A 19778-nucleotide genomic window follows, 5' to 3' on the forward strand; every position below is an offset into this window, starting at 1 on the left:
GAGGTGTCGAGGTCGGTGGCGAGCACCAGGCCGTCCGGTCCGACCCGGCCCGCCAGCCACGAGGGCACGCTCGCTCCGCCTGCCCCGACCTCCCAGCACCGCCATCCCGGCGCGACGCCCACCCGGGCGAGATGACGGAACGTCGAGGGATCGAAGAGCTCGGCGAGCGCGTCGAAGCGCGTGCCGGCCTGGGACTGCCGGTTGTCGAGGAGGTAGCCCTCGTCGGAGGTCACCCCACGATCCTGCGCTCGGCGTCCACACGGGCGGCGCGACCCTCCAGGTAGCGCTTCTCCGCCTGGTTGAGCGCAGCGCGGGCCGCCCGCCCGTAGTGCTCCCGGGCGCCGGTGTGGTCGCCGAGTCGTTCGAGGAGGTGCGCCCGGACGGCGTCGGGCCGGTGGCTGCGGCGCAGGCGGGGGTCGTCGGCGACCGTGTCCAGTACCTCGAGGCCGGCGCGCGGGCCCTCGGCCATCCCGACGGCGACCGCCCGGTTGAGGGTGACGACCGGGTTGTCCGACCGGCGCTCGAGCAGCCCGTAGAGGATCACGATCTGCGCCCAGTCGGTGTCCGCGTCGGTGGCCGCCTCGGCGTGCACCGCGGCGATCGCCGCCTGCAGCTGGTAGGGCCCGAGGGGCGCGGTGGCCAGGGCGTGCTCGAGCAGCCCGGTCCCCTCGGTGATGCCCGGACGGTCCCACCGCTCCCGGTCCTGATCGGCGAGCGTCACGAGGCTGCCGTCCTCACCGGTGCGGGCATCGCGGCGGGCGTCGGTGAGGAGCATGAGGGCGAGCAGGCCGCCGATCTCGCCGTCGTCGGGCAGGAGCTGGTGCAGACGGCGGGTCAGGCGGATCGCCTCGGCGGTCAGGTCGACCCGCGTCAACGCCGGTCCGGCGGTGGCGGTGTAGCCCTCGGTGAAGATCACGTAGATGACGTGCAGCGCCGCGGCGAGGCGCTCGTCGCGATCGTGGCCGGGGAGCGTGAACGTGGCGCCCGCCTCGCTGATCGTCGCCTTCGCCCGGCTGATGCGCTGGGCCATCGTCGCCTCGGGGACGAGGAACGCCCGCGCGATCTCCGCGGTGGTCAGCCCGCCCACCGCGCGGAGGGTCAGCGCGATCCGGCTCGGCTCCGAGAGCGACGGGTGGGTGCACAGCAGCAGCAGTTCGAGCGTGTCGTCGGCCGCCGGATCCGCGGAACCCGAGAACGCCTCGACGTCGGCGGCGACAGTCGTGGGCTCCGCCCGCCCGACGACGGCGTCCTCGCGGGCGCGCCGCGCGACGTCGCTGCGCCACTGGTCGGTGAGCCTGCGCCCGGCGACGCTCACGAGCCAGGCGACGGGCTCGTCCGGGAGGCCGTGCCGCGGCCACGCGCCGGCAGCCGCGAGCAGCGCCTCCTGGACCGCGTCCTCGCACCGGGCGAACCCGCCGTGCCGACGGACCAGCACGCCGAGGACCTGCGGCGCGCTCCGGCGCAGCAGGTCCTCGGCGTCGGGATCGAGCCTCACGCGATGTCCGGCTCCGCGAGCCCGTACCCGGCGGTGAAGACCACCGGTCGGACCTCCACCGGCAGCCGGTCGGTCCCCGGGATCATCGCCGCGAGCTCGTGTGCCCGCTCCGCGTTCTCGCAGTCGACCAGGTAGAAGCCGCCCATGTACTCCTTGGTCTCCAGGAACGGGCCGTCGGTCACCGTCGCGGCGCCGGGACGCCCGCGGACCACGGCGCTCTGGGACGGATCGGCCAGGGCGTGGGTGCCGACCATCTCGCCGGTGGCGGTGATCGTCTCCATGAACCCCTCCTGCCCCCCGGCGATCTCGTTGCGCTCCTCGTCGGAGAGCGACTCCCAGGTCTCCGGGTTCATCTGGATGATCAGCAGGTACTTCATGGCTTCTCCTCACCGGTGGCGACGCGCTCGTCGGGCGCCGTTCACGAGCAGTACGGAGCCGGCCTCCCACCCCTCGACATCGTCGTCCTGTGATCGGCGTCACCGCTACGTGACATGGTGGGAGGGCGCCGACGACGCGAGACCTATGGCGCAGGTCACAGCCGAGGTGAGATCGTCTCCATGGCCGCGAGCGGGCGACAGGAGCGGGAGCCGTGGATGTCGAGTACTGATCAGGAGTCCGGCCCGACGGTGACCCTCGCCCGACGGTTGACCACCTGGCATCAGGACGCGTTCGCGGCGATCCAGCGGTGGTCGTGGCTCCAGGACCTGACCGACCGGACGACGGCGGTGGTCGATCCGGTCTACGACCGTTATCGCGGCACGCTCGCGGTCGAGCTCATGCACGGTGGCCGGTGGGTCGGGCACTCGCTGCACCCGGCGCTGAGCGACCTCCCGATCGGCCTGTGGTCGAGCGTGTTCGTGCTGGACCTCGTGGGCGAGGACGCGCCCGCCGACGGCCGCCGGATGGGGCCTGCCGCGACGCTCAGCGCGGCCGGGCTGGTGGCCGCGACGGCCACCGCCGCGACCGGGGTCGCCGACTGGAACGTCAGCGACGGCGAGGACCGGCGGGTCGGCCTCTTCCACGGACTCCTCAACGCCGCGGGCACGGTGCTGCAGGGCGCCTCGCTGGCCGCACGGGTCTCGGGACACCGCTCGACCGCCCGCACCCTCGGTGCGGGCAGCCTCGCCGTCACCGCCGCCGCGGGCTTCGTCGGTGGACACCTGGTGCAGGGCCGCGCCGTCATGGTCAACCGGGTCGCGACGACGACCGGCCCCACCCGCTGGGTGCGCGCGGTCGAGGACGGCGACCTGCCGGAGGACACCCCCGTCGGCTGCGAGGTCGAGGGGCGCCAGGTCCTGCTGTTCCGGCACGACGGCGAGGTCCACGCGCTCGACGACCTCTGCAGTCACGCGGGCGCGCTGCTGCACCGCGGCGAGGTCGACGGCTGCTCGATCATCTGCCCGCTGCACCTGTCCGTCTTCGACCTGCGCGACGGCTCGATCGTGCGCGGGCCGGCCCACCACCCGCAGCCGGTGCTCCCGGCCCGGGTCCGCAACGGCTGGGTCGAGGTCCGGGGCAGCCAGCCCCGATCGCGGCGCACGTGAACCCGAAAGGAACCCATCATGGCCTGGGAAGCAGTGGCCGACCTCGACCAGCTCGAGGAGGGCGACATGTTGCTCGTCAACATGGGCGAGCCCATCTGCGTCGTCCGCCTCTACGAGGACGAGGCCGTCGCCGTGCACAACACGTGCACCCACCAGCAGCAGCCGCTCAACGAGGGCTACCTGCAAGAGGACGACTCCCTGATCTGCCCCGCACACAACTCGCGGTTCGACCTGCACACCGGCATCCCGACCGGCGTGCCGGCCGTCGACGCCATCCCGACGTACGCCTGCAAGATCGAGGACGGGGCGATCTGGGTGGACGTGGAGCAGCAGCTCAACGACGCCGCGATCCCCCACAAACCCTTCCACTGACGCCGCCCACGACCGGGATGTGATCACGGTCATATCCGGTTACGGTCGTGCCGGCGCACACCACGTTCGACCCGAACCCGGGTCGACGGACGCATCCGCGACGACGAGGAGCCCGACGACATGGCCGACGACAGCGGGCCGGTGTTCCGCCTGGTCTACCGCAGCCGCCTCCGTATCCCTGCCCACCAGGTCAAGGCCGAGCTCGGCGCGATCTTCAGCACGGCGCGCTCGAGCAACAAGCGCCAGGGCATCACCGGGGCGCTCCTGGTGTGGGGCGATCACGTCGTCCAGACCCTCGAGGGCGAGGAGACCGCGGTCCGGGCGCTCTACGACACGATCCACCGCGACGTCCGCCACGAGCAGGTCACGGTGCTCGAGACGGTGCCCTCCACCGAGCGGGTCTTCGGACGGTGGTCGATGGCGCGGGTCGGCGACGAGGACGAGCCCGACATCCCCCTGCTCATGGACCGGGACAAGGGCGGCATCACCCCGGCGCAGCGCCGGCCCACCACGGGCGAACAGGACGCCGTCCTGGACGCCATGCGCGACCACGTGCGGGGCGCCCAGCCCGCGTGAGGCGCCCTGCCGTCGGTGGGGTCCTCAGGGTGTGCGGGCCGCGATGATGTCGAGGTTGCGGAACCCGGGCTCCCCCTCCGCGAGCTTCCCCATCCGCTCGGCGGACGCGGCGGTGGCCGGGTGCGCGGAGTTGGTCATCGCGGCCTCGTAGCTCGGGAACTCGACGAGCTGGAGGTACTCCCCCGGCCGGTCGCGGTCGGCGGCGAGCAGCAGCCACCGTGCGGTGCGATCCGGGCCGATCTCGGCGAGCCACTGCTCGAGCAGCCCGTCGAACTGGTCGATGCGCGTGGTGCGGAACTCGATGAGCTGGACGAACGCGCCGGGTCCGGTCACCTCCGGGGCGTCCCGGAGCATGCCGCGGATGCCGTCGCGCAGCGCGGGGTCGTCGGTGTGCCCGTGCACCGCGACCGCATGCGCGGTGGCGGCCTCGAGCACTTCGTCCTCCTCGCCGGTGAGCGTCAGCGTGCAACCGCTCTCGCTGGGCATCTCACGGCAGTCGGCGATCTTGCGGGTCATGGTGGCCTCCGCGGGCGGAATAGGTGTCGCGTGGGACGGGGCCCCGCCGAGCATCGACCGGTCACGGACGGTCCTGCTATACGCAGAACCACGTACCTCCGGCGCCACCCCTGGGCCTGGCATCGCCGGATGCTCGCCGCGGAGCCTCGTCCGCCACACCCAGGTGCAGTCGAGTGACCGAAGCGGACGACGCCGCCCGCCGCGTCCACTGATCCTTCCGGTCGGTGGCACGGGAGAGGGCAGCGGATGGATCTCGAACTTGGTGGGGCGGTCGCCGTGGTGACGGGCGCGAGTCGCGGCATCGGACTCGCGGTGACCCGCGCTCTGGTCGCCGAGGGCGCCCACGTCGTCGCGGGGGCCCGCCGCACCTCGGCGGAGCTCACGGCGCTCGCCGACACCGGCGCCGTCGACATGGTGCCGGTCGACCTCGCCACCCCGGACGGACCGGCGACGCTCGTGGACGCGGCAGGCGGGCGGGTCGACGTCCTGGTCAACAACGTCGGCGCGGTCCACCCGCGGCTCGGCGGGTTCCTCGAGGTCACCGACGAGCAGTGGATCGACTCCCTGACACTGACCCTCCTGGCCGCCGTCCGGACGACGCGGGCGGCGCTGCCGTCGATGCTCGCCGCCGGACGCGGGGCGATCGTCAACATCGGCTCGGTGAACGCGTCCCTCCCCGACCCGGCCGTGATCGACTACGGGGCGGGGAAGGCGGCCCTGAACAACGTCGCGAAGGCCCTCTCGAAGGAGGTCGGGCCCCGCGGGGTCCGGGTGACCTGGGTCGATCCCGGACCCGTCGCGACCGATCTGTGGCTGGGTACCGGCGGCGTGGCCGACACCGTCGGCTCCGCCAGCGGGCAGTCCCCCGACGACGTCGCGTCCGCGGCCGTCGCCGGGACCGCGACCGGTCGCTTCACGCGCCCCGAGGAGGTCGCGGCCCTGGTGGTCCTGTTGGCCAGTGGCCGCGCGGGCAACGTCACCGGCACCGGGATCACCGTCGACGGTGGCCTGATCAGCACGCTGTGAAACTCCTGCCGACGGCGGCTTGATCCCGGCTGCGCGGAGCCGCACCGTGTACTCGGACCGGACCGAGAGGACCACGCCATGACCGGAACCCACGACACGCCGTCGACTCCCGCCTCGTCCGGCGCAGCACCGACCCCCGACGATCACGACGCGGCCGAGATGGCCGCCTACCTGGCGGCCGAGGGCGTCGCGAACGACTACCACCCCGACGAGGTCCCGCCCGATCACGTCGCCGGCTGACCCCTGCTACGGACGGAGGCCGTGCCCGGCCAGCCAGGTCAGCGCGTCGCGGGCGACCTCGGACCAGCCGTGGTCGATCGTCAGGGAGTGCGCGCGGTCGGGGTACTCGCGCAGGTCGGTGATCGCCCCGGAGTCGCGGTACTTCTTGTACTCGGCCTTGGTGATCGCCTCGGGCACGGTCTTGTCCTGCCCGCCCATCACCAGCAGCAGCGGGCCGCGCTCGGCGTTGCGGGTGTCGACGGTGGCCGGTGAGTGGGGCGAGAAGTTGGCGGCGGCCGCCTCGAACAGCGGCTTGCCCGGGGACGGGATCGCGCAGCGGTCGAACAGCTCGGCCGACTCCTCCTCGGTGACCGCGCCCGCGAAGGCGTACCGGAACTGTTCGGCGGTCAGGGAGACCGCGTGGCGCTTGTTGGACGGATTCCGGAAGACCGGGAACGTGGCGTGCAATGCCGACAGCGGCAGGGGCAGCACGCCCTTGAACTGCGCCGCGTCGATGGCCACCGCGCCGAGGGCGAGCCCCTCGCCGAGCAGTCGTTGGGCGAACATCCCGCCGAAGGAGTGCCCGATCAGGATCGGCTTCGACGGCAGCGTGGCGATCAGCTTCGCGTGGTGCTCGACGATCTCGTCGATGCCGGCGTCGGCCACCGCCTCGGGGTTCGCCCGCGCCTCCGCCACCGTGTCCGGCTCGCCGGGCCAACCCGCCGTGTACGGGTCGTAGCCCTCGGCGGCGAACATCTCCATCCACGGCGCCCACGACGTCTGGTGCAGCCAGAGGCCGTGGATGAACAGCACGGGAGTCATGGGCACTGGTCCTTTCCTGCGGAGCGGGGGTCCCGCACGAACGCTAGGCAGTCGCCGATGTCACCTTCTTCGGTCACATGACTGCCGTTCCCGGCGTGCAGTCGTCCGACTCAAGAACGGATCCCCCGCAGGCTCCTACTGTGCGACTCCCTGCCCCCGGACGAATACGCAGAGAGAAGTCACGGCATGACCGTGCGCATCGGCATCAACGGTTTCGGCCGCATCGGGCGCACCGTGCTGCGCGCCCTCGAGGCCCGGCGGACCACCTCGCTGGAGGACCTCCGGGTGGTGGCGGTCAACGACCTCGCCGATGCCGCGACCCTCGCGTACCTGCTGCGGCACGACTCGGTCCGCGGCGCGTTCCCCGCGCCGGTGGAGACCGACGGCGAGCACCTCACCGTCGACGGGCGACCCGTGAAGGTCCTGCGTGGCCCGTCCCCGCCCGAGCTGCCCTGGGCCGAGCTCGGGGTCGGTGTCGTCGTGGAGGCCACGGGCCGCTTCACCGCGGCGGACGCCGCCCGCGGCCACCTCGCCGCGGGCGCCCGACGGGTCGTCGTCACCGGCCCCAGCGACGGCGCCGACCTCACCGTCGTCATGGGGGTCAACGACGACACCTACGACGGCACCCAGTCCCTCGTGTCCGGAGCCTGCGCCACCACCGGATGCGTCGCCCCGATGGCCAAGGTCCTCCACGAGGCGTTCGGTCTGGTCTCCGGGTTCATGACGACCGTGCACGCGTACACCGGCGATCAGCATCTCCTCGATGCGCCGCACCACGACCCGCGGCGCGCCCGGTTGGCCGCGGCCAACATCGTGCCGACGACCACCGGTGCCGCCCGGGCGGCCACTCTCGCGCTGCCCGCCCTGACCGGCCGCCTCGACGGCATCGCGCTGCGCGTGCCCGTCGTCGACGGCTCGGTCATCGACCTCACCGCCGTCCTCGCCACCCCGGTCACCGTCCCCGAGGTCAACGACGCGTTCCGTCGCGCGGCCCGGGCGGGCCTGCGGGGCTACCTCGGGTACACCGAGGAGCCGCTGGTCTCCGCCGACGTCGTGGGCTCGCCGGCGTCGTGCACGTTCGACGCCGGGATGACCAGACAGCTCGGCGACCACACCGTCACGATCTTCGGCTGGTACGACAACGAGTGGGGCTACTCCCACCGGATCGTCGACCTGGTCGAACTGGTCGCGGCGACTCCGCCGTATGCCGCGCGTTCGTGATCACCTGAACGCCGAGGGCTCCCGCCGAGGCTGCGGACCGGCCTAGGCTCCCCCGGACCGGAGCGAGGGGGATCGGGTGACGACCACACCCATCAGCCCGCCCCCGGGACGGACCGCCGAGACCACGCGGTTGGGCACGCTGCTCGACCACCTCGGTGACGGCGGCGGTGCCCTGCTCGTCCGGGGCGGCACAGGGATCGGCAAGTCGACGCTGCTGGAGTGGGCGGCTTCGTCGGCGCGCGAGTCCGGCGTCCGGCTGCTGCGTGTCCTCGGGTCCGACGCCGAGCGGGATGTCCCGTACGCGGCACTGCGCAGACTCCTCGCCCCCGCCCTCGCGCACACCGACCACCTCGCCCCGCACGCGAGCGCCGCCATGCGTGCGGTGCTGGAGCGCGGCGATCCCCCGGTCCCCGACGTGTTCGCGACCGCCCTTGCCACCCTCGAACTGCTCACCGTGGCCGAGGACTCACCGTTGCTGCTGGTCGTGGACGACGCACACGCCCTCGACGGGCCGACCGCGCAGGTCCTCGGTTTCGTCGCCCGGCGTCTCGAGGCGGATCCGGTGGCGATGCTGCTGGCCACCCGCAGCCCCGGTGAGCCGTTCGCGCTGGTCGGGCTCCCGACGCTCACCGTGCCGCCGCTGCTGCCACCGGACGCCGCGTCGCTGCTCGACGCCCACCACCCCGGGCTCCACCCGGCGGCGCGCGAGGCGGTGCTGCACGAGGCCGCCGGGAACCCACTCGCGCTGCTCGAGCTGCCGACGCTGCTCGACGACGACCGCTGGCCCCCGGACCCGGGCGCGCTGCCGCTCGACGTCCGCCTGGAGCGGGCCTCCGCGCGACGCCTCGACGCGCTCGACCCCCTGACCCGCGCCGCGCTCCTGGTGGCGGCGAGCGACACCCGGGCGGAGATCGCGGAGATCCTCGTCGCGGCCGCACGGCTGACCGGGGCCCCCGTCGGCGACGACGCCCTGGCGACGGCGGTGACGGCCGGGGTGATCGACCTCGGCACCGACGGGCTCGTCCGGTTCACACACCCCCTCGCCGCGTCCGCCCTGCGCTCGCAGGCCGGCTCGACGCGCCGGCGGGAGGCGCACCTGGCCCTCGCGGAGGTCGTCGGGGACCCCGACATGCGTCTCGCCCACCTCTCGGCCGCCACGGTCGGGCCCGACGACGACCTGGCCGACCGGTTGGCCGAGCAGGCCGATCGTTCCCGGCGTCTCGGCGTACCCGACGCCGCCGTCGCGCCGCTCCTGCGCAGCGCACGCCTCTGTTCGGACCCTGCGCGTCGCGCCGACCGGCTCATCGAGGCCGCCGACATCGCCCTGGACGGCGGCCGGCCCGCGCTCGCCGGACGGGTCCTCGACGACGTCGGGGACCTCGACCTCGACCGCCTCGCCGAGATCCGCGTGCTGCGGCTGCGCGCGCAGCTCGACGGGTCGCGCCCGGATCCCCGGACCGGGATCGGGGAGCTCGCCGCACTGGCCGACGAGGCGCGGGCGCTCGGCGACGGCGAGCTCGCGGTGTCGGTGCTGGGGGTGGCAATGCTCGCGCAGGCCGCCCCGCTCGAGGAGAACGCCGAGATCCGCCGCCGTCTCGACCGCCGCGGGGACACCGCGCCCGATCCCGACGCCGGGGCGCTGCTCGGCATGGTCAACTACGTCGTCTCCGACTACGCCGCGGCGTCGACGGTGCTCGCGCGGGCCGACGTGGGGCTGCGGGCCCAGGGCCGCCTGGCCTCGGTGGGAGCGCTGCAGACGATGCGGGCGTTCACCGAGGTGGACCGCGGCGCGTGGGACAACGCGGCCGAGTCCGCCGCGGAGGCGCTGCGCCTGGTGCGCGAGTCGGGCCGCGAGGACTGGCTGGGGGACGCGCTGATCGCGGCCTCGTTGCTCGCAGGCCTCGTCGGGGACGAGGGCCGGGCCGACACGCTCGACGCCGAGGCCGAGCGCCTGGTGCGGGACGGGCACGACACCACCCGGGGCATGTTGCGCTGCGCGCGCGGGATGCGGGCGGCTCACCGCGGCCACGCCGAGGAGGCCACCGTGCTGTTCCGGCCGCTCTTCGACCTCGACGTGCCGGGGGTCAACCCACGCAACGCCTTCTGCGGGGCGGTCCCCCTCGCCGACGCCGCCGCAGGCACCGGCGACCCCGCGACGGCGTGGTGGGCACTCGCCCGGATCCGGACCCTCGTCGCGCGGGCCGGCCCGGACGTCCCGCCCGGACTGCGCGCCGCCGCCCGGCACGCCGAGGCCGTGCTCGGGCCGGAGGACGGGGCCGACGCCCGGTTCGTGGCCACGCTCGCGGGAGCCGACCTACGCCCCTTCGACCGGGCCCGGCTCGAGCTCGCCCACGCCCGTCACCTGCTGCGGGACGGCCGGACGGGCCGGGCGCGGTCGGCCCTGCGCCGCGCCCACGCCGGGTTCGAGGCCCTGGGCAACGGACCGCTCGCGACGGTGGCCGCCACCGAACTGGCACGCCTCGGCGAGGCGGGGGTCGGATCCCGGCATCCGGCGTGGCAGAGCCTCACGGCCCAGGAGGCCCAGATCGCCCGGCTGGTGGCCGACGGGCTCACCAACCGGGAGATCGGACGACGCCTGTTCCTCTCGCACCGCACGGTGGGCAGCCACCTCTACCGGACGTTCCCGAAGCTCGGGATCACCTCCCGCGTCGAGCTCGCGCGATTCGTGCTCGGGCTCGACGGTCCGTGAGGCTCAGCGCTCGTAGGTCGCCGTGAGCGTCGCCCGGTGCTCCCCCGGGCCGGGGACGCGCAGACTGGCCTCATGCAGCTGTCCGACCTGACCGCATTGAGCGCCCCGGAGAGCGGCCTCGTCGTCGTGGCCACCTCCCGGGCCGACGCGTCGATCCAGTCCTCGCTCGTCAACGCGGGGCCCCTGTCCCACCCGGTCACCGGCGAGGAGGTCCTCGCCTACGTCACCTACGGCCGCGCGAAGCTCGCGAACCTGCGCCTGCGGCCCTGGACGACGATCACCGCCCGCTCCGGCTGGCGCTGGGCGGCCGTCGAGGGGTCCGTCGAGATCGCCGGGCCGGACGACCCGCTGCCCGGCGTCGACCCCGGGGCGATCCCCGGGCTGCTCCGGGACATCTTCGTGGCGGCGGGCGGCACCCACGACGACTGGGACGAGTTCGACGCCACGATGGTCCGGGACCGCCGGGCCGCCGTCCTCGTCACCCCGACGCGCCTCTACTCGAACTGACGTCGACCGGACCGGGCCGCGTCACGCCTCGCCCGGGTGGTGACGGCGGTAGTGGCGCGCGACCCGTGCCCGGTTCCCGCAGCCCGACGAGCACCACTCCCGCCGCGGGTGCGCCTTGACGAAGTAGAGGACGCAGCCCGGCGCCTCGCACGCGCGCAGGTCCTCCGCCCGCGGGCCGGCGAACAGGTCGACCCCCTCCTCCGCGAGCAGGGACACGACGGCGAGGGCGGGCGGGCCGCCCGTCCGGGTCTCCCGGACGAGCCCGCCACCCTCCTCCCGGCGCAGGGTGGACCAGCTCGGGGCGGCCGCCACCGCCCCGTTGAGATCGGCGATCGCCCGGTCCGCGTCCGGTGTGGGCGAGGTCCAGGCCGTCCGGGTGTCGCCGCAGGCCTGCGCCGCCAGCCGACGCAGGGCGTTCCGCAGCGTCCGGAGCGCAGGCAGTGGATCCCTGCCGCTCCTGCCGTCCTTGCTGCCCGGGGTCGGGCCGCCGATCCCCGCCGCGGCCGACTCCAGCCAGGCCCGCGCCGCCTCCGGGTCCTCGAGCGTGTCGTGCACACCGTCCCGGTCGGCCCACACGGTGTTCATCAGCTCCACCGGCCAGGGCTCGCCCAGCCGCGGGGCGCTCGTCGTCATCTCCGCCTCCCGGGCTTTCTAATGCTTGGTCGTTGCTTCTGCCGTTTGACTTTGCCACGTCGCCGGAGCACTGTCACTAACGGATGAAGACGTTGGTGTCCGTTAGATACTGGAGGCGCTCATGGACGGGGCGACAGGGTTCCACGCCGGCGAGCTCGCGGTGCAGCAACGCGCCGGGACGCGCGGCGAGGCGCAGCGGCTCGCGGGCATGCTCGATGAGCCCGACCTGCGGGGCGGCGTCGGGCACTTCCTGGCCGAGCGCACCCTGGCCGGTCTCGTCGCACGCGATACCGCCGGGCGGCTGTGGATCTCCCCGCTGACCGGCGCACCGGGGTTCCTCGACGCGACCGGGGCCACCACGCTGCGGGTGCACTCGGTCCCCGGTCCCGGCGACCCGCTGCGGGGCCTGCCGGTGGGGCAGCCGGTCGGTCTGCTGGCGATCGAGTTCGCGCGTCGCCGCCGCGTCCGGGCGAACGGGACGCTCGCTGCGGTCGGCCCCTCGGGGCTGACCGTCGAGGTGGAGCAGGCCTACGGCAACTGCCCGCAGTACATCCAGCAGCGGGTGCTGGATGCGGTCCCCGCCGCCGCGCCCGAGTACCCCGGCGAGCCCGTGGCCGTGGCCCGCGACGCGCTCGACCCCGACGACATGGCCCTCGTCGCGGCCGCCGACACGTTCCTGCTCGGCACGACCCACCCGGAGCGCGGGAACGACGCGTCGCACCGCGGGGGGTCCCCGGGCTTCGTGCGGGTGGCCGGCCCGCATCGTCTGTGGTGGCCCGACTATCCGGGCAACAACATGTTCAACAGCTTCGGCAACCTCGAGGTCGACCCGACCGCGGCGCTCGTCTTCGTCGACTTCGCCACCGGCCGCACGCTGCACCTGTCCGGCACGGCCCGCGTCGAGTGGTCGGCGACCGGGCCCGGCGACGACGGCGGGACGGGGCGACGGGTGTGGTTCGAGGTGGAGGCGGTCGTCGCCGGCTCGGCCGACGGGCTGCGGGCCGACGCCGTCGAGCCCTACCGCCGCAACCCGGCCCTCACGTAGCGGACCGGCCCCGCACGTAGCGGATCAACAGGGTGCCGTCGTCGACCAGCAGGGACGCCACGTCGAACCCGCGGGGCTCCTCGAGCGGGTTGGCGCTGGTCGCCACCCGCCCGGCCCGGCCCGCGACCGCCAGCGGCGCGACGGACAGGCGCATCTCGTCGACGAGGTCCTCCGCGAGCAGGGTCCCGACGAGGCCGGGGCCGCCCTCGCAGTCGATCCGGCGGTATCCGTCGTCGGCGAGCCGGGCGAGGGCGGCGGGCAGGTCGACGGTGTCCTCGCCGGCGATCAGCACCCGCGCGCCCGCGGCCCGCCACGCCTCCTGCTGGGCGGCCGGCGCCGCGGCACTCGTGATCACGATCGTCGGAACGCCGACGTCGACGATGCTGGTGGCGTCCGCGGGGAACGTCCCCGAGGTCACGACGGCGAGCGGGGCCACCTCGGAGAGCCCGTGGCGACGGCGGCGCTCGGCGGTCCGCGCGTCCGGGCGCAGCCCGGGGTAGTTCTCGGCGAGGGCGGTCCCGGATCCGAGCAGGACCACGTCGGCGAGGTCGTGGGCGAGCGCGAAGACCCGCCGGTCGGCCGGGGTCGAGAGTCCGCGGCTGCGGCCCTCGATCTCGATCCCGCCGTCGAGGGAGCTGACGAAGTTCACCGCGACCCATCGCCGGCGCGGTTCGTCGTCGACGGGGTAGCGGTAGAGCTCCTCGAGCGCGTCCTCGTCGATCGGTCGGGTCGGCGGCGGCCAGACCTGGTCCATCAGTCCATCCACCGGCGCGCGGCCGCGGGCGGGCGCTGCCCGGCGATGCTCGCGACCATCTCGACGGTCTGGCGGGTCTCCTCGACCTGGTGCACCCGGACCATCGCGACGCCCTGCGACGCGGCGAGAGCCGTCGCGGCCAGCGTCCCGGTGAGCCGGCCGTCGAGCGGGACGTCCAGGGTCTCCCCCACCACGCCCTTGTTCGACATCGCCAGCAGCACCGGCCACCCCGTCGCGATGAGGCGCGGCAGGTTCCGCAGCACCTCGAGGCTGTGCAGGGTGTTCTTCCCGAAGTCGATCGTCGGGTCCAGCAGGATCCCGTCGGCCGGGACGCCCGCGGCCACCGCCCGGTCGGCCAGCGCGGTGGTGACCTCGATGACGTCGGCCGTGACGTCGGTGTAGCGGGGCCGCACCGGGTCGGTGCGCGGCGTGAGCCCGCCGGTGTGGGCGGCGACGTACCCCGCCCCGTAGCGCGCGGTGACCGGGAGGATCTCCTCGTCCCAGCCGGCCCAGCTGTCGTTCACCAGGTCGGCCCCGACGGCCAGGATCGCCTCGGCGACCTCGGCCCGGTAGGTGTCGATGGAGAGCGTGAGGTCCGGGAACCGCTCGCGGGCCCACACGACGGTGGGCCGGACGCGGTCGATCTCCTCCTCCTCGGTGACGAGCGGGCCCGGGCTCGCCGGGACGCCCCCGAGGTCCACGACATCCGCGCCCGCGGCCACCGCGTGCTCGATCGCGGCCTGTGCCGCCTCCGGCGCCCAGGTGGCCCCGTTGTCGTAGAACGAGTCCGGGGTCCGGTTGACGATCGCCATGATCAGCGCGCGGTCCCGCCGCAGCGCCCGACCGTGGACGACCATCCCGGTCCCCTGCTCGACCGAGACGCTCACCGGGCCCCCGTCGCTGGGCGGTTGTCGATCAGGCTGGCCATGAGGCCTTGATACACGTCCGGTCGATTCCGCGACAACGACACGGGAGGTCCCGTCCGGTGATGCAGCCCGGTGATCTGGGTCCGGACGTCCGGCCTCCTGGGGGAAGATCACGAAGTGTGGGGCAGCACGCAGCAGATCTGCGCTGTTCCGCCGCACGGATGTCGATCACGAGGGCCGGCGAGGCCCGGGGTGACCGTCGGGACAACGGATCAGGGGCGGGGTTGTCCGCCGAGGCGTGGTGGGCGGCCCGGCCCCGGTGACACCCTCGACCGGAACGCCCACCACGTCGCAACGCGGGAGGCCTCGATGGCGCAGCCGGGACGCAGCGCGCTCGGGATGGTCGAGACGCGCGGCCTCGTGGGCGCGCTGGAGGCCGCCGACGCCATGGTCAAGTCGGCCGCGGTGGAGGTCGAGGGGTACCGGACGCTGCGCAACGGCCAGGTCTCGGTGCTGGTGCGCGGTGACGTCGGGGCGGTCACTGCGGCGGTCGACGCAGGCAAGGTCGCGGCGGCCGCCGTCGGGGAGCTCTACGCCGCGCACGTCATCCCGCGCCCGGCCGCCGACACCGAGGGCATCATCGACGCGGCGGTCTCCCACATCCGCTGAGCCCGGGCCCGGCCCGCCGCTCAGGCGGGGTCGCCGTTGAGCTGCAGCAGCCGCAGCGCGACGTCCGCACGCATCCGGTCGTCGTGGCGCGAGAGGTCCAGCCCGGTGAGCTGTTTGATCCGCTCGAGCCGGTAGCGCAGCGTCTTGTGGTGCACGAAGAGCTTCTCGGACGCGGCGCGCTGGGAGCAGTCGGCGTCGAAGAACGCGCGCAGGGTCCGCACGAGGGAGCCGTCGTTGTCGCGGTCGTAGGCGACCAGCGGGCCGGTGACGTCCTCGATGAACGTCTGCAGGTCCGGGTCGGAGCCGGACCCGAGCAGCAGTCGCACGACCCCGAGCTCCTCGTAGAGGAAGACGTTGTCCCCGCCGAGCCGGTGGGAGGCCGACAGCGCGGTCTCGGCCTCGTTGAAGGCGCTCGGGAGGGAGTCGGCGTCGTCGTGCGGGCGGCTGACCCCCCAGGACGACCGGAGCCCCGGCGCCTCCGCGCGGCAGGAGGCGACGATGTCGTGGACCAGCGCCCGCGCGCCCGCCGCGTCGAGCGACTCGGCCACGGCGACGACGAGGTCGCCGCGGCGTCCGACGAGCGCGAGACGCGGCCCGTCCTCACGGTCACGCAGGGCGCGCACGACGTCGCGGCGCAGCCGGTCGGTGCGCGAGGTGTCCCACCCGTGGGCGGCCGCCAGGTCCTCCACGTTCTCCAGGTGGCCGTGGAGCACCCGGAGCCGGGACCCGAGCGTCACCCCCATCTGCTGGGCACGCGCCCGGGCCGCGACGCGGTGCTCCGGCGGGCCCTGCAGGAGATCCCAGAGCACCTCGTTCAGCGCCTCGCGGCGGGCCCGGCTGGCCGCCCGTTCGCGCAGCAGCGTCAGCGAGCACGCCATCGCGACCTGGGCCGCGACCGCGTCGAGCATCTCCTCGCCGGAGCCCTCACCGCCGCTGGCCGGAAGCAGACAGACGCAGCCGATCTCGTCGCCGTCGGCGTACACCGGCTGCATCCGCGCCGCGGTCGGCAGGCCGGCCGCCCGGCGCAGCGAGCGCCCGGAGCGTGACCGGGTGGCCAGCGTCTGCGGCAGCCCGTCGCCGCCGTGGACGGCGAGCCGCGTCCCGGCGGCGTCGTAGATCCCGACCTGGCAGTGCAGATGGACGGCCACCCGGCGCGCGACCGCCGGCAGCCCGCCGCCCTCGAGCACCGTGGTGAGGAGGGCCTCCTGCAGTTCGGCGCTGCGCCCCAGGACGCCGACCTGGTGCTTCAGCGCGGCGTGGGCCTTCTCCAGGCCGGTGTTCGCGCGGACCTGCTCGTCGTGCAACCGCGCGCTGCGCAGCGCGATCGTCGCGAAGTTCGCGAGGGTCACCATGCGGCGCACGTCCTGCTCGGAGAACACCGACGGGCGCCGACGCCAGACCTCGAGGACGCCGAGGAACTCGCCGGGCAGCTCGAGGGGGACCGCGAGGGCGGACTCGGTCTGCTCGCGCTCGGCCAGGCCGACGAAGTCCCGGCTGATGGTGCGGTCCTCGACGTAGCGGTCGACCTTCGCGGGCCGGCCGGTCTCGAACACCAGCCCCGCGACGCCCTGCCCGCGACGCATCCGCAGCCGCGCGGTGTCGATGACGCGATGCCCGACGCAGGAGCGCATCCGGACCTCGTCGCCCTCGCGCAGCAGCACCCCGCAGATGTCGGAGTCGAGCAGGCCCAGCGTGCGGTCGACGATCGAGAGCAGCAGCTGGTCGACGTCGTGCACCGAGAGCAGGGCCTCGACGACGTCGGTGACGATCGCGGTCTCCGCGGCGGCGTCGTCGAGTGCGGTGGCGGCGTGGTCGCGCTCGATCACCAGCCGCAGCCAGACGCACGCCTGCTCGAGGAGCCGGCGCCGGTCGGCGGGGACGCGGGGACACTCGACGGTCCACGACAGCCCGACCGGACCGGAGCCGACCGAGCGCGGCCCGTCGGTGAGCCCGTCGGTGCGCACCGACACCGGCCCGCCCACGATCTCCGAGGCGGCCCGCTCGACGGCCGCGGCGGCGGCGCCCGGGTCGTCCGGGACCGTCGTCAGCAGATCCTGCACGGGGCACCCCACCCGCGGGGCAGGTACCAGCACCGCCGCCGCGTCGACGCCGACCGGCTCCATGGGCCCACCTCCGCCACCGATCCCTAGAGCCGGATCAGCGTCTTGAGCGTAAGGCGTTCGGTCATGCGTCGATACGCCTCCGCAGCGTCGTCGATCCCGATCTCGTCGGTCGCGATCGCGCTCGGATCGAGCGTCCCGGCCCGGACGAGTGCCAGGAGCGCACCGGCGTCGCGCATCACGTCGCCGACCGCGAACGAGAACCCGAGCTCGGAGGTGAACACCCGCGCGGCGGGCAGTTCGACCGTCTCCTCCGGGACACCCACCGACGCCACCCGACCCCGCCTGCGCACCAGATCCAGGGCCAGCGCGAGGCCCCGGCTGCCGCCGACCGCGTCGACCACGACGTCGGCGCCACGCCCGTCGGTCACGCCGTCGACGACGTCTCGCGCATCCGCCGGGGCCGCCGTGAGCGCGCCCTCGCGGGCCGCGACGGCCCGGCGGTCGGCGACCGGCTCCACCACGACGACGACGCCTGCGCCGCAGGCCTGCGCGACGAGGCTGGTCACCTGGCCGACCGGTCCCCCGCCGAGGACGGCGACCGTCTCCCCCGGGGCCAGCGCCGCCCGACGCAGGGCCGCGTAGCCGGTGGCGACCGTGTCCCCGAGCAGGACCGCACTGTCGAGGGAGATCCCGTCGGGGAGCCCGACCAGCACGGTGTCGGCGTGCGGCACCCGGACCAGCTCCGCCTGGGCTCCGGCCAGCGGCGGCCCGAACAGCGAGCCGGTGCCGAAGAACCGCCGCTGGGCGCACTGCCAGTGATCACCGCGTCGGCACCACCAGCAGTGCCCGCAGGCGGTGTAGTCGGCGCCGACCACCACGTCGCCGAGCTCGTGGGCCCGAACCTGGTCGCCGCGCTCGACGACCTCGCCGACGAACTCGTGGCCGAGGACGAAGCCGCGGGGCACGGCGTCCGGGTGGTGCAGGACGTGCAGGTCGGTGCCGCAGACCGCCGCGCGGCGCACCCGCACGATCGCGTCGGTGGCCGCGCACAGGCGGGGGTCGGCGACCTCCTCCACCCGGACGTGCCCGTGGCCCGCGTGCACGACGGCCTTCACGGGTGCGCTCCGAGGCGTTCACGGATCCGGTCCCCCGCCTCCCGGACGGCGGCGAGTTCGTCCGGGGCCAGGTCGAGGTGGACGATCTCGCGCAGGCCGTGCCGACCGAGCCGGACGGGGAGCCCGAGGTAGACGTCGCGGATGCCGTAGCTGCCGTCGGCGAGCACCGCCGCGGACATCACCTCGCCGGTTTCGCGGACCATCGCCAGCACCATCCGCGCGGCGGACGTCCCCGGCGCCAGGAACGCGCTGCCGCTGCGCAGCAGGCCCACGACCTCCCCGCCCGAGCCGCGGGCCCGGTCCACGACGGCGTTCACGCGGGCGGGCGGCACGACCTCGGCCACGGGGCGGCCACCCTCGCGGACGCGGGACAGCGGGATGACCATCTCCTCGCCGTGGCTGCCGAGGGCGATCGCGTCGACCGTGCTCGCGGGACCGGTCCCCTCGAGTGCGACCAGGGCCCGGAAGCGTGCCGTGTCGAGCACCCCGGCCATGCCGAGCACCCGGGTCGCGGGAAAGCCGGAGCAGGTCCAGGCGTGCTGGGTCATCTCGTCGAGGGGGTTGGTGACTACGACGAGGACCGCGTCCGGCGAGGTCACGGCGATCCGGCAGGCGAGGTCCCCGACGATCTCGGCGTTGGTGCTGACCAGGTCGGCGCGGCTCATCCCGGGCTGCCGCGGCCGCCCGGCGGTGATCACGACGTAGTCCGCCCGGCCCGCTTCCTCGACGGTGCCGACCCCGCGGACCCGGGTGGCGAAGCCGGACAGCGCCGCGGTGTGGGTGAGGTCCAGGGCGATCCCGGCGGCCCGGCCCTCGTCGACGTCGACCAGGACGAGCTCGTCGAAGACGTCGGCGTCGGCCATCCGCATCGCCGCGATCATCCCGACGTGCCCGGCGCCGACGACGATCACCCGGCCGGTCGGGGTCCCGCCGCGCGGCCTCGCCGGGGCGAGGCCCGTCGGCAGCGGGGCGCCCCGGCGGAAGAGCGCGGGCGAGGGTGATCCCGACGGCGGCGGTCCCGGCGATGATGGTGGGCGTGACGGCGGTGGGCACGACGGCGGTGGGCGTGACGGCAGCAGGGTCGCCCGGTCGGCGTCGTCGGCTGCGGCGAGGGTGACGCCCAGCTCCCGGGCCCGCTCGTGCGCGAGGGGGGTGACCACGTCGCGCGGCCCGACCCGCAGCGTGGCGCCCCGCGTCGCGGCCGCCTCGACGTCGGCGGCGGACCACACGGTCATCGCGAGGCCTCCTGGCCCTTCATGCCCTCGAGTGCCGCGACGGCCGCCTCGCGCGCGGACTCCACCTCGCTCTCGGTGCCGGACAGGAACATCCGGCCGAACCGGCCGACGGCACGGAGCTCGATGACCGTGATCGACGCCGCCTTCTCGGCCTCGTTGGCGGCCACCGCGATGTAGGCCGCGGGGGCCACCTCCATGACGAACAGGCTCTGGCCCGGCAGCAGCATGCTGCCCTTGCGCCACTTGTTCAGCAACTGGGCCTGGTAGGGGTGCACGTTGGTGATGAACTGCATCGACGCGATCAGCGGCTTGAGGCGGTCGGCTTCGGTCAGGCCCAGCCGTTCCAGCACCGCCTCCCCCGAGGCCAGCACCTCGGCCTGCTGCTCGGAG

At 74.5% G+C, this 19778-nt stretch carries 21 protein-coding genes and 1 pseudogene; 10 read left to right on the plus strand and 12 right to left on the minus strand.

Features of this window, described 5'->3' with window-relative positions; all coding sequences use genetic code 11:
- From VGI02_RS27085 to VGI02_RS27095, 3 genes and pseudogenes are all read right to left on the minus strand, one after another.
- Window positions 1-233: pseudogene (locus VGI02_RS27085) on the minus strand (SAM-dependent methyltransferase); the annotation flags it as partial.
- Window positions 230-1495 carry an RNA polymerase sigma factor gene (locus VGI02_RS27090; protein ID WP_331632830.1) on the minus strand — a complete coding sequence of 422 codons (1266 nt, stop codon included), beginning with the start codon at window positions 1493-1495 and terminating at the stop codon, window positions 230-232. The gene VGI02_RS27090 and the pseudogene VGI02_RS27085, both read right to left, overlap by 4 nt.
- Complete coding sequence (locus tag VGI02_RS27095; RefSeq protein WP_331632832.1) at window positions 1492-1872, minus strand: YciI family protein; 381 nt, start codon at window positions 1870-1872, stop codon at window positions 1492-1494. The genes VGI02_RS27090 and VGI02_RS27095 overlap by 4 nt, the downstream gene beginning before the upstream one ends.
- 216 nt (window positions 1873-2088) lie before the next feature.
- Between VGI02_RS27095 and VGI02_RS27100 the strand changes: the two genes are divergently transcribed.
- The 3 genes from VGI02_RS27100 to VGI02_RS27110 all read left to right on the plus strand — a co-directional run bounded on the left by VGI02_RS27100 (window position 2089) and on the right by VGI02_RS27110 (window position 3987).
- Window positions 2089-3039, plus strand: coding sequence for a Rieske (2Fe-2S) protein (locus tag VGI02_RS27100; protein WP_331632834.1), 951 nt, complete (start codon window positions 2089-2091; stop codon window positions 3037-3039).
- A gap of 18 nt (window positions 3040-3057) precedes the next feature.
- A complete protein-coding gene (locus VGI02_RS27105; protein ID WP_331632836.1) occupies window positions 3058-3411 on the plus strand; it encodes a Rieske (2Fe-2S) protein in 354 nt (117 codons plus the stop codon).
- 120 nt (window positions 3412-3531) lie between these two features.
- Window positions 3532-3987, plus strand: coding sequence for a BLUF domain-containing protein (locus VGI02_RS27110; protein ID WP_331632838.1), 456 nt, complete (start codon window positions 3532-3534; stop codon window positions 3985-3987).
- Window positions 3988-4011: 24 nt separating this feature from the next.
- Here VGI02_RS27110 and VGI02_RS27115 read toward each other — a convergent pair whose 3' ends face one another.
- The gene (locus VGI02_RS27115) at window positions 4012-4503 is read right to left on the minus strand and encodes a DUF1059 domain-containing protein (RefSeq protein ID WP_331632840.1); all 492 of its coding nucleotides are present in this window, start codon (window positions 4501-4503) and stop codon (window positions 4012-4014) included.
- 246 nt (window positions 4504-4749) lie between these two features.
- On the opposite strand from VGI02_RS27115, the gene VGI02_RS27120 reads away from it, so the two are divergent.
- Window positions 4750-5529, plus strand: a complete 780-nt coding sequence (locus VGI02_RS27120) for an SDR family NAD(P)-dependent oxidoreductase (RefSeq protein WP_331632842.1) — start codon at window positions 4750-4752, stop codon at window positions 5527-5529.
- 78 nt (window positions 5530-5607) lie between these two features.
- The gene (locus VGI02_RS27125; protein ID WP_331632844.1) at window positions 5608-5769 is read left to right on the plus strand and encodes a hypothetical protein; all 162 of its coding nucleotides are present in this window, start codon (window positions 5608-5610) and stop codon (window positions 5767-5769) included.
- Between the two features lie 6 nt (window positions 5770-5775).
- On the opposite strand, the gene VGI02_RS27130 is transcribed toward VGI02_RS27125, so the two are convergent.
- Entirely contained in the window at window positions 5776-6570 is a 795-nt protein-coding gene (locus VGI02_RS27130) for an alpha/beta hydrolase (protein ID WP_331632846.1), read from the minus strand.
- 186 nt (window positions 6571-6756) lie between these two features.
- On the opposite strand from VGI02_RS27130, the gene gap reads away from it, so the two are divergent.
- The 3 genes from gap (at window position 6757) to VGI02_RS27145 (ending at window position 11008) form a co-directional block, all read left to right on the plus strand.
- A complete protein-coding gene (gene gap, locus VGI02_RS27135) occupies window positions 6757-7791 on the plus strand; it encodes a type I glyceraldehyde-3-phosphate dehydrogenase (protein WP_331632848.1) in 1035 nt (344 codons plus the stop codon).
- Between the two features lie 76 nt (window positions 7792-7867).
- Entirely contained in the window at window positions 7868-10501 is a 2634-nt protein-coding gene (locus tag VGI02_RS27140) for an AAA family ATPase (protein ID WP_331632850.1), read from the plus strand.
- 72 nt (window positions 10502-10573) lie between these two features.
- Window positions 10574-11008 carry a pyridoxamine 5'-phosphate oxidase family protein gene (locus VGI02_RS27145; protein ID WP_331632852.1) on the plus strand — a complete coding sequence of 145 codons (435 nt, stop codon included), beginning with the start codon at window positions 10574-10576 and terminating at the stop codon, window positions 11006-11008.
- Window positions 11009-11029: 21 nt separating this feature from the next.
- On the opposite strand, the gene VGI02_RS27150 is transcribed toward VGI02_RS27145, so the two are convergent.
- Window positions 11030-11641, minus strand: coding sequence for a CGNR zinc finger domain-containing protein (locus tag VGI02_RS27150; protein ID WP_331632854.1), 612 nt, complete (start codon window positions 11639-11641; stop codon window positions 11030-11032).
- Between the two features lie 121 nt (window positions 11642-11762).
- Between VGI02_RS27150 and VGI02_RS27155 the strand changes: the two genes are divergently transcribed.
- Window positions 11763-12686 (plus strand): pyridoxamine 5'-phosphate oxidase family protein, encoded by a 924-nt coding sequence (locus VGI02_RS27155; RefSeq protein WP_331632856.1) that lies wholly within the window; start codon window positions 11763-11765, stop codon window positions 12684-12686.
- Here VGI02_RS27155 and VGI02_RS27160 read toward each other — a convergent pair.
- Both VGI02_RS27160 and folP read right to left on the minus strand, forming a co-directional pair.
- Window positions 12679-13440, minus strand: a complete 762-nt coding sequence (locus tag VGI02_RS27160) for a dihydrofolate reductase family protein (RefSeq protein WP_331632858.1) — start codon at window positions 13438-13440, stop codon at window positions 12679-12681. The two genes, VGI02_RS27155 and VGI02_RS27160, sit on opposite strands and share 8 nt — an antisense overlap.
- A complete protein-coding gene (folP, locus tag VGI02_RS27165; RefSeq protein ID WP_331632870.1) occupies window positions 13440-14297 on the minus strand; it encodes a dihydropteroate synthase in 858 nt (285 codons plus the stop codon). Before folP ends, VGI02_RS27160 begins: the two co-directional genes overlap by 1 nt.
- A 378-nt stretch (window positions 14298-14675) precedes the next feature.
- On the opposite strand from folP, the gene VGI02_RS27170 reads away from it, so the two are divergent.
- Complete coding sequence (locus VGI02_RS27170; protein ID WP_331632860.1) at window positions 14676-14975, plus strand: BMC domain-containing protein; 300 nt, start codon at window positions 14676-14678, stop codon at window positions 14973-14975.
- Window positions 14976-14995: 20 nt separating this feature from the next.
- Here the strand turns inward: VGI02_RS27170 and VGI02_RS27175 are convergent, their stop codons facing one another.
- The 4 genes from VGI02_RS27175 to VGI02_RS27190 form a co-directional block, all read right to left on the minus strand.
- On the minus strand, window positions 14996-17098 hold the full coding sequence (locus VGI02_RS27175) for a helix-turn-helix domain-containing protein (RefSeq protein WP_331632862.1): 2103 nt from the start codon (window positions 17096-17098) through the stop codon (window positions 14996-14998).
- Window positions 17099-17121: 23 nt separating this feature from the next.
- On the minus strand, window positions 17122-18153 hold the full coding sequence (locus tag VGI02_RS27180) for an alcohol dehydrogenase catalytic domain-containing protein (protein ID WP_331632864.1): 1032 nt from the start codon (window positions 18151-18153) through the stop codon (window positions 17122-17124).
- Window positions 18150-19388 (minus strand): malate dehydrogenase, encoded by a 1239-nt coding sequence (locus VGI02_RS27185; protein ID WP_331632866.1) that lies wholly within the window; start codon window positions 19386-19388, stop codon window positions 18150-18152. Before VGI02_RS27185 ends, VGI02_RS27180 begins: the two co-directional genes overlap by 4 nt.
- On the minus strand, window positions 19385-19778 hold a 394-nt coding region (locus VGI02_RS27190), incomplete at its 5' end, for a BMC domain-containing protein (RefSeq protein ID WP_331632868.1). The genes VGI02_RS27185 and VGI02_RS27190, both read right to left, overlap by 4 nt.

It is taken from the genome of Actinomycetospora sp. (genome assembly GCF_036497245.1).
Taxonomy (GTDB): domain Bacteria; phylum Actinomycetota; class Actinomycetes; order Mycobacteriales; family Pseudonocardiaceae; genus Actinomycetospora.

Coding starts and splice junctions, on each gene's coding strand:
- folP (WP_331632870.1), bottom strand. CDS start 14,297: ATGGTCGTCCACGGTCGGGCGCTGCGGCGGGACCGCGCGCTGATCATG.
- VGI02_RS27125 (WP_331632844.1), top strand. CDS start 5,608: ATGACCGGAACCCACGACACGCCGTCGACTCCCGCCTCGTCCGGCGCA.
- VGI02_RS27130 (WP_331632846.1), bottom strand. CDS start 6,570: ATGACTCCCGTGCTGTTCATCCACGGCCTCTGGCTGCACCAGACGTCG.
- VGI02_RS27100 (WP_331632834.1), top strand. CDS start 2,089: ATGTCGAGTACTGATCAGGAGTCCGGCCCGACGGTGACCCTCGCCCGA.
- VGI02_RS27175 (WP_331632862.1), bottom strand. CDS start 17,098: ATGGAGCCGGTCGGCGTCGACGCGGCGGCGGTGCTGGTACCTGCCCCG.
- VGI02_RS27150 (WP_331632854.1), bottom strand. CDS start 11,641: ATGACGACGAGCGCCCCGCGGCTGGGCGAGCCCTGGCCGGTGGAGCTG.
- VGI02_RS27110 (WP_331632838.1), top strand. CDS start 3,532: ATGGCCGACGACAGCGGGCCGGTGTTCCGCCTGGTCTACCGCAGCCGC.
- VGI02_RS27185 (WP_331632866.1), bottom strand. CDS start 19,388: ATGACCGTGTGGTCCGCCGCCGACGTCGAGGCGGCCGCGACGCGGGGC.
- VGI02_RS27145 (WP_331632852.1), top strand. CDS start 10,574: ATGCAGCTGTCCGACCTGACCGCATTGAGCGCCCCGGAGAGCGGCCTC.
- VGI02_RS27155 (WP_331632856.1), top strand. CDS start 11,763: ATGGACGGGGCGACAGGGTTCCACGCCGGCGAGCTCGCGGTGCAGCAA.
- VGI02_RS27160 (WP_331632858.1), bottom strand. CDS start 13,440: ATGGACCAGGTCTGGCCGCCGCCGACCCGACCGATCGACGAGGACGCG.
- gap (WP_331632848.1), top strand. CDS start 6,757: ATGACCGTGCGCATCGGCATCAACGGTTTCGGCCGCATCGGGCGCACC.
- VGI02_RS27115 (WP_331632840.1), bottom strand. CDS start 4,503: ATGACCCGCAAGATCGCCGACTGCCGTGAGATGCCCAGCGAGAGCGGT.
- VGI02_RS27095 (WP_331632832.1), bottom strand. CDS start 1,872: ATGAAGTACCTGCTGATCATCCAGATGAACCCGGAGACCTGGGAGTCG.
- VGI02_RS27105 (WP_331632836.1), top strand. CDS start 3,058: ATGGCCTGGGAAGCAGTGGCCGACCTCGACCAGCTCGAGGAGGGCGAC.
- VGI02_RS27170 (WP_331632860.1), top strand. CDS start 14,676: ATGGCGCAGCCGGGACGCAGCGCGCTCGGGATGGTCGAGACGCGCGGC.
- VGI02_RS27120 (WP_331632842.1), top strand. CDS start 4,750: ATGGATCTCGAACTTGGTGGGGCGGTCGCCGTGGTGACGGGCGCGAGT.